At 61.8% G+C, this 14,599-nt stretch carries 9 protein-coding genes and 1 pseudogene; 6 read left to right on the forward strand and 4 right to left on the reverse strand.

Annotated elements, in window-relative coordinates:
- Nucleotides 1-270: 270 nt before the first annotated feature.
- Nucleotides 271-1,281 carry a class 1 fructose-bisphosphatase gene (locus tag ABMD26_RS09830; RefSeq protein WP_049861729.1) on the reverse strand — a complete coding sequence of 337 codons (1,011 nt, stop codon included), beginning with the start codon at nt 1,279-1,281 and terminating at the stop codon, nt 271-273.
- 314 nt (nt 1,282-1,595) lie between these two features.
- Nucleotides 1,596-4,047, reverse strand: a pseudogene (locus tag ABMD26_RS09835) (glycogen/starch/alpha-glucan phosphorylase).
- Nucleotides 4,048-4,234: 187 nt separating this feature from the next.
- Here ABMD26_RS09835 and ABMD26_RS09840 point away from each other — a divergent pair.
- Nucleotides 4,235-4,645: a YkgJ family cysteine cluster protein gene (locus ABMD26_RS09840; RefSeq protein WP_090355641.1), complete on the forward strand. Its 411-nt coding sequence runs from the start codon at nt 4,235-4,237 to the stop codon at nt 4,643-4,645.
- A 333-nt stretch (nt 4,646-4,978) separates the two neighbouring features.
- Here ABMD26_RS09840 and typA read toward each other — a convergent pair whose 3' ends face one another.
- Entirely contained in the window at nt 4,979-6,799 is a 1,821-nt protein-coding gene (gene typA, locus ABMD26_RS09845) for a translational GTPase TypA (protein ID WP_049861725.1), read from the reverse strand.
- 151 nt (nt 6,800-6,950) lie between these two features.
- Nucleotides 6,951-8,405: a tRNA uracil 4-sulfurtransferase ThiI gene (gene thiI, locus ABMD26_RS09850; protein ID WP_134722889.1), complete on the reverse strand. Its 1,455-nt coding sequence runs from the start codon at nt 8,403-8,405 to the stop codon at nt 6,951-6,953.
- A 420-nt stretch (nt 8,406-8,825) separates the two neighbouring features.
- Here thiI and glnA point away from each other — a divergent pair, with 420 nt between their 5' ends.
- The 5 genes from glnA (at nt 8,826) to ntrC (ending at nt 14,265) form a co-directional block, all read left to right on the forward strand.
- On the forward strand, nt 8,826-10,232 hold the full coding sequence (glnA, locus tag ABMD26_RS09855; protein WP_049861723.1) for a glutamate--ammonia ligase: 1,407 nt from the start codon (nt 8,826-8,828) through the stop codon (nt 10,230-10,232).
- 132 nt (nt 10,233-10,364) lie between these two features.
- Nucleotides 10,365-10,880 (forward strand): DUF4124 domain-containing protein, encoded by a 516-nt coding sequence (locus tag ABMD26_RS09860; protein WP_122743945.1) that lies wholly within the window; start codon nt 10,365-10,367, stop codon nt 10,878-10,880.
- A 26-nt stretch (nt 10,881-10,906) separates the two neighbouring features.
- Entirely contained in the window at nt 10,907-11,476 is a 570-nt protein-coding gene (locus ABMD26_RS09865; RefSeq protein WP_354309284.1) for a DUF4124 domain-containing protein, read from the forward strand.
- A 270-nt stretch (nt 11,477-11,746) separates the two neighbouring features.
- Nucleotides 11,747-12,832, forward strand: coding sequence for a nitrogen regulation protein NR(II) (gene glnL / locus ABMD26_RS09870; RefSeq protein ID WP_043191452.1), 1,086 nt, complete (start codon nt 11,747-11,749; stop codon nt 12,830-12,832).
- Entirely contained in the window at nt 12,829-14,265 is a 1,437-nt protein-coding gene (gene ntrC, locus ABMD26_RS09875; RefSeq protein WP_049861720.1) for a nitrogen regulation protein NR(I), read from the forward strand. Before glnL ends, ntrC begins: the two co-directional genes overlap by 4 nt.
- Nucleotides 14,266-14,599 lie beyond the last annotated feature (334 nt).

Here is a 14,599-nt window from a genome sequence, read left to right on the forward strand (position 1 = left end):
CACAGGGTGTGTGCTGCTTAGAAGAGCGCAAGCGGCGCGGGTTCCAATTGCGACCCTCATGGCTTGTGGCTTGTGGCTTGTGGCTTGGGGCTTGTGGCTTGGGGCTTGTGGCTTGGGACCTGTGGGAGCGGGCCTGTGGGAGCGGGCTCTGCCCGCGAAGGCTTCACCGCGATCTGCCTGACACACCGCGTCGATATCTTCGCGGGCAGAGCCCGCTCCCACAAGGGGGGGGGGCGGAGCATCTGCCGGAGCGTGTTAGCCGCGCGACCTTTACTTGGTGTGGTAGCCGGTAACGCGCTCGACTTCCTGCTTGGAGCCCAGGAACACTGCGACGCGCTGGTGCAGGCCTTCTGGCTTGATGTCCATGATGCGCTGGCGGCCGTCGGTCGAAGCGCCACCGGCCTGCTCCACCAGGAACGACATCGGGTTGGCTTCGTACATCAGGCGCAGCTTGCCTGGCTTCTCCGGCTCGCGGCTGTCGCGTGGGTACATGAACAGGCCACCGCGGGTCAGGATACGGTGCACATCGGCGACCATCGAAGCGATCCAGCGCATGTTGTAGTTTTTCTTCAGCGGGCCTTCCTCACCGGCCAGCAACTCGTCCACGTACTGGGTCACCGGGGCTTCCCAGTGGCGCTTGTTGGACATGTTGATGGCGAATTCGGCGGTGGTTTCCGGGATCTGAATATTTTCGTGGGTCAGCACGAAGCTGCCCATCTCGCGGTCCAGGGTGAAACCCTTCACGCCGTTGCCCAAGGTCAGGATCAGCATGGTCTGCGGGCCGTAGATGGCGTAACCGGCAGCGACCTGCTGGGTGCCTGGCTGCAGGAAGGCCTGTTCCTTGAGGCTGTCGTTCTGGCTCAGGTGCTCGGTAGGGCAGCGCAGCACCGAGAAGATGGTGCCGACCGAGACGTTGACGTCGATGTTGGAGGAGCCGTCCAGGGGGTCGAACACCAGCAGGTACGCACCCTTGGGGTACTGGCCGGGAATCTGGTAGGCGTTGTCCATTTCTTCGGACGCCATGCCGGCCAGGTGACCGCCCCATTCGTTGGCTTCGAGCAGGATGTCGTTGGATAGCACGTCCAGCTTCTTCTGCACTTCGCCTTGGACGTTTTCGGTGCCCATGCTGCCAAGCACGCCACCCAGGGCGCCCTTGGACACCGCATGGCTGATCTCTTTGCACGCGCGCGCCACCACTTCGATCAGGAAGCGCAGATCGGCCGGCGTGTTGTTGCTACGGGTCTGCTCGATCAAGTAGCGACTCAGGGTAACGCGGGACATGGACGACTCCGGAGTAGAAAAGGGGGTTGGGGAAAGCCCGCACAGTTTACACGGGTGCGGTCAAACCAAGCGAGCGCTAGCCACGCCGCGGCAGGTATCAGATCGCTATCAATGGAGATAGTTCGGTGAGGGGGTGTATCAGGTGCACCGCCGCACGCCCTTCGCGGGCAGAGCCCGCTCCCACAGTCGGCACGTGTGGGAGCAGGGTGTATCAAGTGCGCCGCCGCACGCCCTTCGCGGGCAGAGCCCGCTCCCACAGTTGGCAGGTGTGGGAGCGGGCTCTGCCCGCGAAGGAAGCACCGCGGTTCCAGGCCTTACTCCAGCGCCTGCCAGATATCCTGCGCATACTCGCGAATGGTCCGGTCGGACGAGAACCACCCCATGCGCGCCGTATTGAGCACAGCCATGCGCCACCACTTGTCGGCGTCATGCCAAGTTTCTTCGACCTTGCGCTGCGCATCCCAGTACGCATCGAAATCGGCACACAGCAGGAAGCGGTCATAGCTGGTCAACGAGTCGACCAGACCGGCGTAGCGCGATGGATCGTCGGGCGAGAACACACCGCCACGAATGGCCTGCAGAACGTCGTTCAAACGATGAGAAGCGGCGACATCACCATGGGCGCTGAAGCCCCCGGCATGTTTGCGCTCTTCGACCTGGGCTGCAGTCATGCCGAAGATGAACATGTTCTCCTTGCCCAGGAAGTCGCACATCTCCACGTTGGCACCGTCCAGCGTACCGATGGTCAACGCGCCATTGAGGCCGAACTTCATGTTGCTGGTGCCCGACGCTTCGTAGCCGGCCGTGGAAATCTGCTCGGAGAGGTCGGCCGCCGGAATGATGCTTTCGGCCAGGCTGACGTTGTAGTTGGGCAGGAACACCACCTTGAGCAGGCCGCGCACGGTCGGATCGTTGTTCACCACCCGAGCGATATCGTTGGCCAGCTTGATGATCAGCTTGGCCTGGTGATAACTGGCCGCCGCCTTGCCGGCGAAGATCTTCACCCGCGGCACCCAGGCGGTTTCCGGCTCGGCGCGAATCGCCTGATAGAGCGCCACGGTGTGCATAAGGTTGAGCAACTGACGCTTGTACTCGTGGATACGCTTGACCTGAACGTCGAACATCGCCTCGGGGTTGACCGTCACACCGACGCGCTCATGAATGATGCGAGCCAGCGCTTTCTTGCTGTTCAGTCGCTGCGCCGCGAAGGCCTTGCGGAACTCGGGTTGCTCGGCATACGGCTCGAGGTTCTTGAGCAGCCCTTCCGGATTGTCGAGCAGTTCCGGGCCGAGCTTGTCGACCAGCATTGCGGTCAGCTCGCTGTTGGACTGATACAGCCAGCGGCGGAAGGTGATGCCGTTGGTCTTGTTGTTGATCCGATCGGGATAGAGCTTGTGCAGTTCGGAAAACACCGTGCTACGCATCAGTTGGGTATGCAGGCCGGACACCCCGTTGACGCTGTGCGAACCGAGGAACGCCAGGTTGCCCATGCGCACGCGGCGACCGTTGTCTTCCTCGATCAGCGAGACCGCGCGCAAGACATCGACATCGTGCTGGCCTTTGGCGCGCAGCGAGTCGATGTGATAGGCGTTGATCAGGTAGATGATCTGCATGTGGCGCGGCAGTACACGCTCCATCAGGCCCACCGGCCAGGTTTCCAGCGCCTCGGGCAACAGCGTGTGGTTGGTGTAGGCCAGGGTGTTGACGGTGATTTCCCACGCGGTTTCCCACGCCAGACCATGTTCGTCCACCAACTGGCGCATCAATTCCGCCACGGCGATGGAGGGGTGAGTGTCGTTGAGCTGGATCGCAGCCTTGTCGGCCAGGTTGAGCAGGCTGTCGTTGCCGTTCAGGTGACGACGCAGCAAATCATGGAGGGAAGCTGCAACGAAGAAGTACTCCTGGCGCAGACGCAACTCCTGGCCGGCTTCGGTGCTATCAGCCGGGTACAGCACCCGCGAGATGCTCTCGGCACGGGCCACTTCGGCCACAGCGCCGAGGTGGTCGCCCGCATTGAAGCGCTCCAGGTGCAGGTCTTCCATCGCCCGCGCGCGCCACAGGCGCAGGGTATTGACGCTGGAACCGCGCCAACCGAACCACCGGGGTGTCGTAGGCGATCGCGCGTACGGTCTCGCTGGGCCACCAGACCTGCTTTTGCTGGCCTTCGCTGTCGGTGACGGTTTCCACATGGCCGCCGAAGCTGATCGGGTAGATCACCTCGGGACGCTCGAACTCCCAGGGGTTGCCGAAATTGAGCCAGTTTTCGGTCTGTTCCTGCTGCCAGCCATCGACGATGGCCTGGCGAAACAGACCGTGTTCGTAGCGGATGCCATAGCCGTGGGCGGCGACGCCCAGGGTCGACATGCTTTCCATGAAGCAGGCCGCCAGGCGTCCAAGGCCGCCGTTGCCCAGCGCCGCATCGGGCTCGAGCAGGCGAATGCGCTCCAGATCCACGCCCAGGTCGGTCAACGCTTCACGTGCGATGTCCAGCAGGCCGAGGTTGCTCAGGCTGTCGTAGAGCAGCCGACCAATGAGAAATTCCAGGGAGAGGTAATAGACCCGTTTCTGGCCCTTGCGGTAGATCTGCCGGGTGTGATCCATCCAGTGCTCGACCATGTGGTCGCGCGCCGCGAGGGCAATGGCCTCGAACCAGTCATGGTCGAATGCGTGATCGGGATCCTTGCCCACCGCGTAGGTGAGTTTGGCGAGTACAGCAGCGCGAAAATCGGCCACCTCGGCGTCACGGACAAGCGGTTCCTGAGACATGCAATGCGTCCTCGGGGAAATTGACGATACTGGATGGAATACCTGAGCCTAGACGCTTCGACACACACTCAATGCTCAGGTTCGTAACTTTGCACCATTCGCGGGGTTTCGGGCAGAAGGTTGTTCACTTTTTCACCAATGCCGGTATGATCGCGCGCCCTGATCCATCTTGCCTGATGACCTGACGATGAAAAGCTCTTTGATTGCCGCCGCCGAAGTGGACCGCCTGGACACCTGGCAAAAATATTCTGCACCGATGTGCGGCGCCTGTATCTCGACCTGCTGCACGCTGCCGGTGGAAGTGAAGATCAAGGACCTGATCCGTATCGGTGTGGTGGACGAGTTCGAGAAAGGCGATCCACCCAAGAACGTCGCCAAGCGGTTGCAGAAAGAAGGCATCGTCGAGCGCTTCAACCAGAAGTCGGGCATTTTCACCCTGACGCGCATGAGCAACAACGATTGCCTGTACCTGGACAAGAAAAGCCGCCTGTGCACGATCTACGAAAAGCGCCCGGACACCTGCCGCAACCACCCCAGGATCGGACCTCGCCCCGGCTACTGCGCCTATCAGCCCAAGCCGGTATCACGCCAAGGCTGATCCACCCCGGCTCAATGTGGAAGGCCTTGGGGTGCCAAAGCCGGCCTCTTCGCGGGCAGAGACCCGCTCCCACAATGGCGGCGATCATCCGTGGGCGGCAAGCCCTCCGCCCGCGAAGGCCTCCCTGACACACCCAAGCCCCCTGTGGGAGCGGGTCTCTGCCCGCGAAGGCCGCACCTGGCCCTCCCTGACCCACTCCAGCCTCCTGTGGGAGCGGGGCGGGCGGCGAGCCCTCTGCCCGCGAAGAGGCCAGACCTACTAGCACCCACAGCCATAAAAAAACCCCCGAACGCTTTCGCGCCGGGGGTTTTTTCGATCAACCGGAACTACGAATCAGTTCTTGGCTTTCTTGGCAGCGCGGGTACGCTCGCCTTCGTCCAGGATCTTCTTGCGCAGACGGATCGACTTCGGCGTGACTTCGCACAGCTCGTCGTCCTGGATGAATTCCAGGGCCTGTTCCAGAGTGAAGCGAACCGGCGGAACCAGAGCGATGGTCTCGTCTTTACCCGAGGCACGCATGTTGTCCAGCTTCTTGCCTTTGGTTGGGTTGACGCCCATGTCGGTGTCACGGCTGTTCAGGCCGACGATCTGACCGTTGTAGATCTCCTGACCGTGCTCGACGAACAGCTTGCCGCGCGCCTGCAGGGTTTCCAGGGAGTAGGTCAGCGCTTTGCCGGTTTCGACCGAAACCAGTACGCCGTTCTGACGGCCGGACATGTGGCCCGACTTCATCGGAGCGTAGCGATCGAAGATCGAGGTCAGGATGCCAGCACCGTTGGTCAGGGTCAGGAACTGGTTACGGAAACCGATCAGACCACGAGCAGGGATGTTGTATTCCAGACGAACACGACCCTTGCCATCCGGCACCATGTTGGTCAGGTCGCCTTTACGCAGACCCATTTCTTCCATGACCTTGCCCTGGGATTCTTCAGGGGTGTCGATGGTGACGTTCTCGAACGGTTCCTGCTTCTCGCCGTCAACCTGGCGGATGATCACTTCCGGACGACCGACACCCATTTCGAAGCCTTCGCGACGCATGGTTTCGATCAGTACCGAGAGGTGCAGCTCACCACGGCCGGAGACCTTGAACTTGTCGGCCGAGTCGCCTTCTTCAACGCGCAGAGCCACGTTGTAGAGCAGTTCCTTGTCCAGACGGTCCTTGATGTTACGGCTGGTGACGAACTTGCCTTCCTTACCGCAGAACGGCGAGTCGTTGACCTGGAAGGTCATCGAAACGGTCGGCTCGTCGACGGTCAGTGGCTTCATCGCCTCGACGGTGTCCGGGTGGCACAGGGTGTCGGAGATGAACAGCGAGTCCATACCGCTGATGCAGACGATGTCGCCAGCAGCGGCTTCTTCGACGTCCACACGGTGCAGACCGTGGTGACCCATCAGCTTGAGGATACGGCCGTTGCGCTTCTTGCCGTCGGCACTGATGGCGACAACCGGGGTGTTCGGCTTGACCGAACCACGAGCGATACGGCCAACACCGATGACGCCCAGGAAGCTGTTGTAGTCCAGAGCGGAGATCTGCATCTGGAATGGACCTTCACGGTCCACGGCTGGCGCTGGAACGTTGTCGACGATCGACTGGTACAGCGGGGTCATGTCTTCGGCCATGTCGTTGTGGTCCAGACCGGCGATGCCGTTCAGGGCCGAGGCGTAGACGACTTTGAAGTCCAGCTGTTCTTCGGTGGCACCCAGGTTGTCGAACAGATCGAAGATCTGGTCCAGAACCCAATCAGGACGCGCGCCCGGACGGTCGACCTTGTTGATGCAAACGATCGGACGCAGGCCGGCTTCGAATGCCTTCTTGGTCACGAAACGGGTTTGCGGCATAGGGCCGTCCTGGGCGTCGACCAGCAGCAGCACGGAGTCGACCATCGACATCACGCGCTCTACTTCACCACCGAAGTCGGCGTGGCCCGGGGTGTCCACGATGTTGATGTGGTAGCCGTTCCAGTTGATGGCGGTGTTCTTCGCCAGAATGGTAATGCCGCGCTCTTTTTCCTGGTCGTTGGAGTCCATCACGCGCTCGTCGTTGAGCTCGTTGCGCTCCAGAGTGCCGGACTGACGCAGGAGTTTGTCTACCAGGGTGGTTTTACCATGGTCAACGTGAGCAATGATGGCGATGTTGCGTAGATTTTCGATCACTTGTGTATCTCGATCAGAGGATTCGGTTGCCGCGCATTCTACGTGGCGAATATTAATAAACAGCGAATTCGGTCAAGCGGCGCAGTGACTCCCGCGCTGCCTGCAATCGGGAGGGCGATGGCGGATGGATCCGCCATTCAACCCCGGAACTCTATGTCGGACGATAAACGCGCACATTGGCATGTCCCTCACTCAACAAATGGTGAGCATGCAGTCGGCTCATGACGCCCCTGTCGCAATACAGCAAGTACTGGCGTGTGAAGTCCAGTTCCTTGAAGCGGTTGTTCAGGGCATAAAAAGGCATTGCCTTGACCTCGATGCCGGCCAGTGACAATGGCTGGTCTTCCTGGGCATCGGGGTGGCGGATATCGATGACGACCTGTCCAGGCAGCACCTGGCTGACCTCTTCGACTTCGATATCCCGGCCCAGCTGGTCGATGACTTCATCGATGGACACCAGCTTGGCACGCTCCAACGCTCGCTCGAGCACGGCCATGTCGAAAGACTTCTCTTCATGGACAACGCGCGGCAGTTTTGCGCTGGTGGTCGGGTTGACCGAAATCACGCCGCAATATTCTGGCATGTGTTTGGCAAAATCGGCAGTCCCAATTTCAACTGCTTGATCGATGATGTCCTGTTTATGGCTGGCCAGCAGTGGACGCAACACCAATTTATCGGTGGCGCTGTCGATCGCCGACAGGTTGGGTAGGGTCTGACTGGAGACCTGGGAGATGGCCTCACCGGTGACCAGCGCAGGAATCTTCAACTGGTCGGCCAGACGCGTGGCGGCACGCAGCATCATGCGCTTGAGGATCACGCCCATGTGGCTGTTGTCGACCTTGCCGAGTATCTCGCCCAGCACTTCCTCGAACGGCACGCTGATGAACAACACGCGTTGGGAGCTGCCGTACTTCTTCCACAGGAAGTGAGCGACTTCCATCACGCCCAGTTCATGGGCACGACCGCCCAGATTGAAGAAGCAGAAATGGGTCATCAGGCCGCGGCGCATGATCTGGTAGGCCGCGACGGTGGAGTCGAAACCACCGGACATCAGGACCAGCGTCTGCTCCAGGGCGCCCAGCGGGTAACCGCCCATGCCATCGTGCTGGTCATGGATGACGAACAGGCGCTGGTCACGAATTTCCAGGCGCACCACGACGTCGGGCTTTTTCAGGTCGATGCCGGCAGCGCCGCACTCGCGGCGCAACTGACTGCCGACGGTGCGTTCCACGTCCATCGAGCTGAAGGCATGCTTGCCGGCACGCTTGGCACGCACCGAAAAGATCTTCCCAGGCAGCAGCGGGCCGAAGTGCGCCTTGCACTTGGCCACGATGTCATCCATATCGCCCAGCGGGTATTCGTCCACTTGCAGGAAATGCGCGATACCTGGCGTGCAGCTCAGGCGCTCGGTCATCTCGCGCAACACCTTGGCGTCCGTCAACTTGGTCTGGACTTCAAGGTTGTCCCACACGCCATTGACCACCAGCTGCGGGTCCAGGTCACGGAGCACCATGCGGATGTTCTTGGCGAGCTGGCGGATGAAACGCTTGCGCACCGGCGGGCTCTTGATGGTGATCTCTGGGAAGACTTTTACGATAAGTTTCATGAAAACAGCGCGCGAAATGCCAGCCTGAAAAGAGGGGCGCGGATTATAGCGGAAATTGCTCAAGGTTTGACCAGTTATCGTACGAACGGCCGAACGCACCATTCTGGACCACCCACAAACACCCCGCACCAAACCAGCGCATCCCCATTCACCACAGCCCCCTGTAGCAGCGGCGCAAGCCGCGTCCCGCCCTCAGACCTATTAATGAAAGGGCCAAGGCATGACGCGGCTCGCGCCGCTGCTACAGGGGAATGTGCTCGAACATAGGGATCGTGCACATCGGCGTTGCGCCCATCACGGGGCACTGGCATGCAAATTGCTCCCTTGTGAGGCAGGTTGCCTTGGCCGACTATCGGGCCCGGCATCACTCATATTTGGGGCCCTCACCATAATCGGCCCTATTCCACCCCGGAGGACAACATGTCGAAGTCGGTTCAACTCATCAAAGATCATGACGTCAAGTGGATTGATCTGCGCTTCACTGATACCAAAGGCAAGCAGCAGCACGTGACCATGCCAGCGCGCGATGCACTGGACGACGACTTCTTCGAAGTCGGCAAGATGTTCGACGGCTCCTCCATCGAAGGCTGGAAAGGCATCGAAGCCTCCGACATGATCCTGCTGCCCGACGACAGCACCGCCGTGCTCGACCCGTTCACCGAAGAGCCGACCCTGATTCTGGTCTGCGACATCATCGAACCGTCGACCATGCAAGGCTACGATCGCGACCCGCGCGCCATTGCCCACCGTGCCGAGGAATACCTGAAGTCGACCGGTATCGGCGACACCGTGTTCGTCGGTCCCGAGCCTGAGTTCTTCATCTTCGACGAAGTGAAGTTCAAGTCGGACATCTCCGGCTCCATGTTCAAGATCTTCTCGGAACAGGCTTCCTGGATGACCGACCAGGACGTCGACGGCGGCAACAAGGGCCACCGTCCAGGCGTGAAAGGCGGCTACTTCCCAGTGCCACCAGTCGACCACGACCACGAAATCCGTACTGCCATGTGCAACGCACTGGAAGAGATGGGTCAGGTCGTCGAAGTTCACCACCACGAAGTGGCGACTGCCGGCCAGAACGAAATCGGCGTCAAGTTCAACACCCTGGTCGCCAAGGCCGACGAAGTGCAGACCCTGAAGTATGTCGTGCACAACGTTGCCGACGCCTACGGCCGCACTGCTACCTTCATGCCCAAGCCACTGTACGGTGACAACGGCTCGGGTATGCACGTGCACATGTCGATCTCCAAGGAAGGCAAGAACACCTTCGCTGGCGAAGGCTATGCCGGTCTGTCCGATACCGCCCTGTACTTCATCGGCGGCATCATCAAGCACGGCAAGGCACTGAACGGCTTCACCAACCCGTCGACCAACTCCTACAAGCGTCTGGTCCCAGGCTTCGAAGCACCAGTGATGCTGGCCTACTCGGCTCGCAACCGTTCCGCTTCGATCCGCATTCCTTACGTCAACAGCCCTAAGGGCCGTCGTATCGAAGCCCGCTTCCCGGATCCGGCAGCCAACCCGTATCTGGCTTTCGCAGCGCTGCTGATGGCTGGCCTGGACGGTATCCAGAACAAGATCCACCCTGGCGATGCCGCCGACAAGAACCTGTACGACCTGCCGCCTGAAGAGGCCAAGGAAATCCCGCAGGTTTGCGGCAGCCTGAAGGAAGCCCTGGAAGAGCTGGACAAGGGCCGTGCGTTCCTGACCAAGGGCGGCGTGTTCAGCGACGACTTCATCGATGCCTTCATCGCTCTGAAGAGCGAAGAAGAAATCAAGGTTCGTACCTTCGTACACCCACTGGAATACGACCTGTACTACAGCGTCTGATCCCTGTGATGTGACAGAAAGGCCACCCTCGGGTGGCCTTTTTTCGTTGCGCGGCGGGCACAGCGGCGATGCACCCGACCTGCCATTTGCTCTATGCTGGCCTCCATGCAAGCGCCACTCAGAGAAGTTTCCATGCGCTCACCCCTAGCCTCGCTTTTACTGCTGTGTTCGCTGCCTGCCGCTGCGCAGATCTACAAGTACACCGATGCCCAAGGCAACACCGCCTACAGCAACCAGCCTCCCGAGGGGCGTGCGAGCCAGACGGTCGAATTGCCGCCGCTCAACAGCGTCGAGTCGCCGCGCAAGCCGGCACCGGTGACCCTGCCCAGCACGGCCGTCCAGGTGCCGCAGACTCAGTACAGCCAACTGGAACTGACCGGCCTGCCGAGCGACGAAGCCCTGCGCGCCAACAACGGTACCTTCGACGTCGGCGTAGCGATCGTGCCCCGCCTGCGCTCGGGAGACCGGCTGCGCCTGGTCCTCGACGGCCAGCCCTACGGCCAGCCGACCAACGTGCCGCGCCTGCAACTGGTGAACGTCGATCGCGGTGAACACAGCCTGGCGGTGCAGGTGGTCGACAGCCAGGAAGCGGTCATCCAGGAAAGCGCAACCGTCACCTTCACGGTGCAGCGGGTTCATCTGCCGTGAGGTACCGGGCCCTGCTCTGGCTAGTATTGATCGCTGCATCCGCGCAGGCTGCGGTGTACACCTACGTCGACGCCAACGGCAACCGGGTGTTCACCGACCAGCCCGGCAAAGGCGCCGAACGCGTGCCGATGCCGACACGCTCCGGCACCAGCGCACCGGCGACCGCCACACCGCCACGCACCGGCAAGGTGGTCGTGCCGAGCAAATCGACGGTGATGCGCTATCAGATGCTGCGCATCCTGGGCCCGCTGCCGGACACCGCCGTGCGCGAGGAAGACGGTTCACTGATCGTCACCCTCACCAGCGAGCCGGCCTTGCAGCCCAACCATCGCTACCGCCTGCTGCTGGACGGTGAAATCGCGCAGGCTCCAGGCCGCAGCCCGGTATTCGCCCTGAGCAACGTTGACCGCGGTACCCATACCCTGGCTGCCGAGATCATCGATCAGGACGACCATGTGATCGAACGCACACCTGCCCAGCCGGTTCATCTGCAGCGCATCTCGCTGATCCAGAAGCGCCGCGTCCATCCTTGCCGGACTGCCGATTACGGCGTACGTCCGGAATGCCCGCTCAAAGACAAACCCGAAGACGACTGAGCCGCGACCCGGCGGCTAACACTGACGCACTTGATTGGTGCACTATCAGCGCTGCCGAAAGTCGGAACGTGCCATTTTGGTTCGTCCTGGCGGCATGCCACGGGTTTTCGCGCAGACGCTGAGCACCTGTGGCACTCATTTGTACGATCGGCGCTTCTTTTCGGAGCCTTGGTTTGGTTCTTGCATTTTCCCTGCACCAGCGAGTTTGTTTCGCGCGCGAACCCGGGCATTGCCGCGGGCGCCCTGTGCCAAAAGAGGTCACCTGTCCCCATGACCATCAGCGATGCCCTGCACCGACTGTTACTCGACAACCTCACCACTGCCACCATTCTGCTCAATGCCGACCTGCGCCTTGAGTACATGAACCCCGCAGCCGAGATGTTGCTGGCGATCAGTGGCCAGCGCAGCCATGGTCAGTTCATCAGCGAACTGTTCACCGAATCGACCGAAGCCTTGAATTCCCTGCGCCAGGCCGTCGAGCAGGCTCATCCCTTCACCAAGCGCGAAGCGATGCTGACCGCGCTGGCCGGCCAGACGCTGACGGTCGACTATGCCGTGACGCCGATCCTCAGCAACGGCGCAACGTGGCTACTGCTCGAAGTGCACCCGCGCGATCGCCTGCTGCGCATCACCAAGGAAGAGGCGCAGCTGTCCAAGCAGGAAACCACCAAGATGCTGGTGCGCGGCCTGGCCCACGAGATCAAGAACCCGCTGGGCGGCATCCGCGGTGCTGCCCAACTGCTGGCCCGCGAGCTGCCCGAGGAAAGTCTCAAGGACTACACCAACGTCATCATCGAGGAAGCCGACCGCCTGCGTAACCTGGTCGACCGCATGCTTGGCTCGAACAAGCTGCCCTCGCTGGCCATGACCAACATCCACGAGGTATTGGAGCGCGTGGCCAATCTGGTCGAGGCTGAAAGCCAGGGTTGCATCACCTTGGTGCGCGACTACGACCCGAGCATTCCCGATGTCCTGATCGACCGCGAACAGATGATCCAGGCGGTGCTCAACATCGTGCGCAATGCCATGCAGGCCATCAGCGGCCAGAACGAGCTGCGCCTGGGCCGCATCAGCCTGCGCACCCGCGCCATGCGCCAGTTCACCATCGGCCATGTGCGCCATCGCCTGGTCAGCAAGATCGAGATCACCGACAACGGTCCGGGCATTCCGGCCCAACTGCAGGAAACCATCTTCTACCCCATGGTCAGTGGCCGTCCCGACGGCACCGGCCTGGGGCTGGCCATTACCCAGAACATCATCAGTCAGCACCAGGGCTTGATCGAATGTGAAAGCCACCCCGGCCACACCACCTTTTCGATCTTCCTGCCGCTGGAACAAGGAGCCGCTTCGTCATGAGCCGTAGTGAAACTGTCTGGATCGTCGATGACGACCGTTCCATCCGCTGGGTACTGGAAAAGGCCCTGCAGCAAGAAGGCATGACCACCCAGAGCTTCGACAGCGCCGATGGCGTCATGAGCCGGCTGGCACGCCAGCAGCCCGACGTGATCATCTCCGACATCCGCATGCCCGGCGCCAGTGGTCTGGACCTGCTGGCGCGCATTCGCGAACAGCATCCGCGCCTGCCGGTGATCATCATGACCGCCCATTCGGACCTGGACAGCGCGGTGGCCTCCTACCAGGGCGGCGCTTTCGAGTACCTGCCCAAGCCGTTCGACGTCGACGAGGCGGTCTCGCTGGTCAAGCGCGCCAACCAGCACGCTCAGGAACAGCAGGGCCTGACCGAAGTCCCGGCATTGACCCGCACGCCCGAGATCATCGGTGAAGCGCCGGCCATGCAGGAAGTTTTCCGGGCCATCGGCCGACTCAGCCACTCCAACATCACCGTGCTGATCAACGGCGAGTCGGGCACCGGCAAGGAACTGGTCGCCCACGCCCTGCACCGGCACAGCCCACGGGCCGCATCGCCCTTCATCGCGCTGAACATGGCGGCGATCCCCAAGGATTTGATGGAGTCGGAGCTGTTCGGCCATGAAAAGGGCGCCTTCACCGGCGCAGCCAACCTGCGCCGTGGACGTTTCGAACAGGCCGACGGCGGTACGCTGTTTCTCGACGAAATCGGCGACATGCCGGCCGATACCCAGACGCGCCTGCTGCGCGTGCTGGCCGATGGCGAGTTCTATCGCGTTGGCGGGCACATTCCGGTCAAGGTCGACGTGCGTATCATCGCCGCCACCCACCAGAACCTGGAAACCCTGGTGCACGCCGGCAAGTTCCGCGAAGACTTGTTCCATCGCCTCAACGTGATCCGCATCCACATCCCGCGCCTGTCGGACCGCCGCGAAGACATCCCGACCCTGGCCCGCCATTTCCTCAGCCGTGCCGCCCAGGAACTGGCGGTCGAGCCCAAGCTGCTCAAGAGCGAAACTGAGGAATACCTGAAGAACCTGCCGTGGCCCGGCAACGTGCGTCAGCTGGAGAACACCTGCCGCTGGATCACCGTGATGGCGTCGGGTCGGGAAGTGCACACCAGCGATCTGCCGCCCGAACTGCTGAGCCTGCCGCAGGACGCGGCACCGGTGACCAACTGGGAGCAGGCGCTGCGCCAGTGGGCCGACCAGGCCCTGGCACGCGGCCAGTCGAGCCTGCTCGACAGCGCCGTGCCCAGCTTCGAGCGGATCATGATCGAGACGGCCCTGAAGCACACCGCCGGACGCCGTCGCGACGCCGCCGTGCTCCTGGGTTGGGGCCGCAACACCCTGACCCGCAAGATCAAGGAACTGGGCATGAAGGTCGATGGCGCCGACGAGGACGAAGTCGAGGAAGCCTGACGTCGCGCACACCGCCACGGGCATACCCGATCCCTGTAGCAGCGGCGCAAGCCGCGTCCGGCCTCACTGCGGTGGGTCTGATGCACCGCACATACCGCCGACGCGGCTTGCGCCGCTGCTACAAAGGCGAGTCAGATGCACCGCACACCGCCACGGGCATACCCGATCCCTGTAGCAGCGGCGCAAGCCGCGTCCGGCCTCACCGCGGTGAGTCTGATGCACCGCACATACCGCCGACGCGGCTCGCGCCGCTGCTACAGGGGTACGTCAGATGCCCTCCACACCCCCCATGGCATACCCAATTCCTGTAGCAGCGGCGCAAGCCGCGTCCGGC

Origin of the sequence: Pseudomonas sp. PvP001 (genome assembly GCF_040546375.1) — a bacterium.
GTDB classification, from domain to species: Bacteria; Pseudomonadota; Gammaproteobacteria; order Pseudomonadales; family Pseudomonadaceae; genus Aquipseudomonas; species Aquipseudomonas coleopterorum.

Bases quoted from the DNA above. Each gene is read 5' to 3' on its own strand.
- ABMD26_RS09830 (WP_049861729.1), bottom strand. From the start codon at position 1,281: ATGTCCCGCGTTACCCTGAGTCGCTACTTGATCGAGCAGACCCGTAGC.
- ABMD26_RS09840 (WP_090355641.1), top strand. From the start codon at position 4,235: ATGAAAAGCTCTTTGATTGCCGCCGCCGAAGTGGACCGCCTGGACACC.
- thiI (WP_134722889.1), bottom strand. From the start codon at position 8,405: ATGAAACTTATCGTAAAAGTCTTCCCAGAGATCACCATCAAGAGCCCG.
- glnA (WP_049861723.1), top strand. From the start codon at position 8,826: ATGTCGAAGTCGGTTCAACTCATCAAAGATCATGACGTCAAGTGGATT.
- ABMD26_RS09860 (WP_122743945.1), top strand. From the start codon at position 10,365: ATGCGCTCACCCCTAGCCTCGCTTTTACTGCTGTGTTCGCTGCCTGCC.
- glnL (WP_043191452.1), top strand. From the start codon at position 11,747: ATGACCATCAGCGATGCCCTGCACCGACTGTTACTCGACAACCTCACC.
- ntrC (WP_049861720.1), top strand. From the start codon at position 12,829: ATGAGCCGTAGTGAAACTGTCTGGATCGTCGATGACGACCGTTCCATC.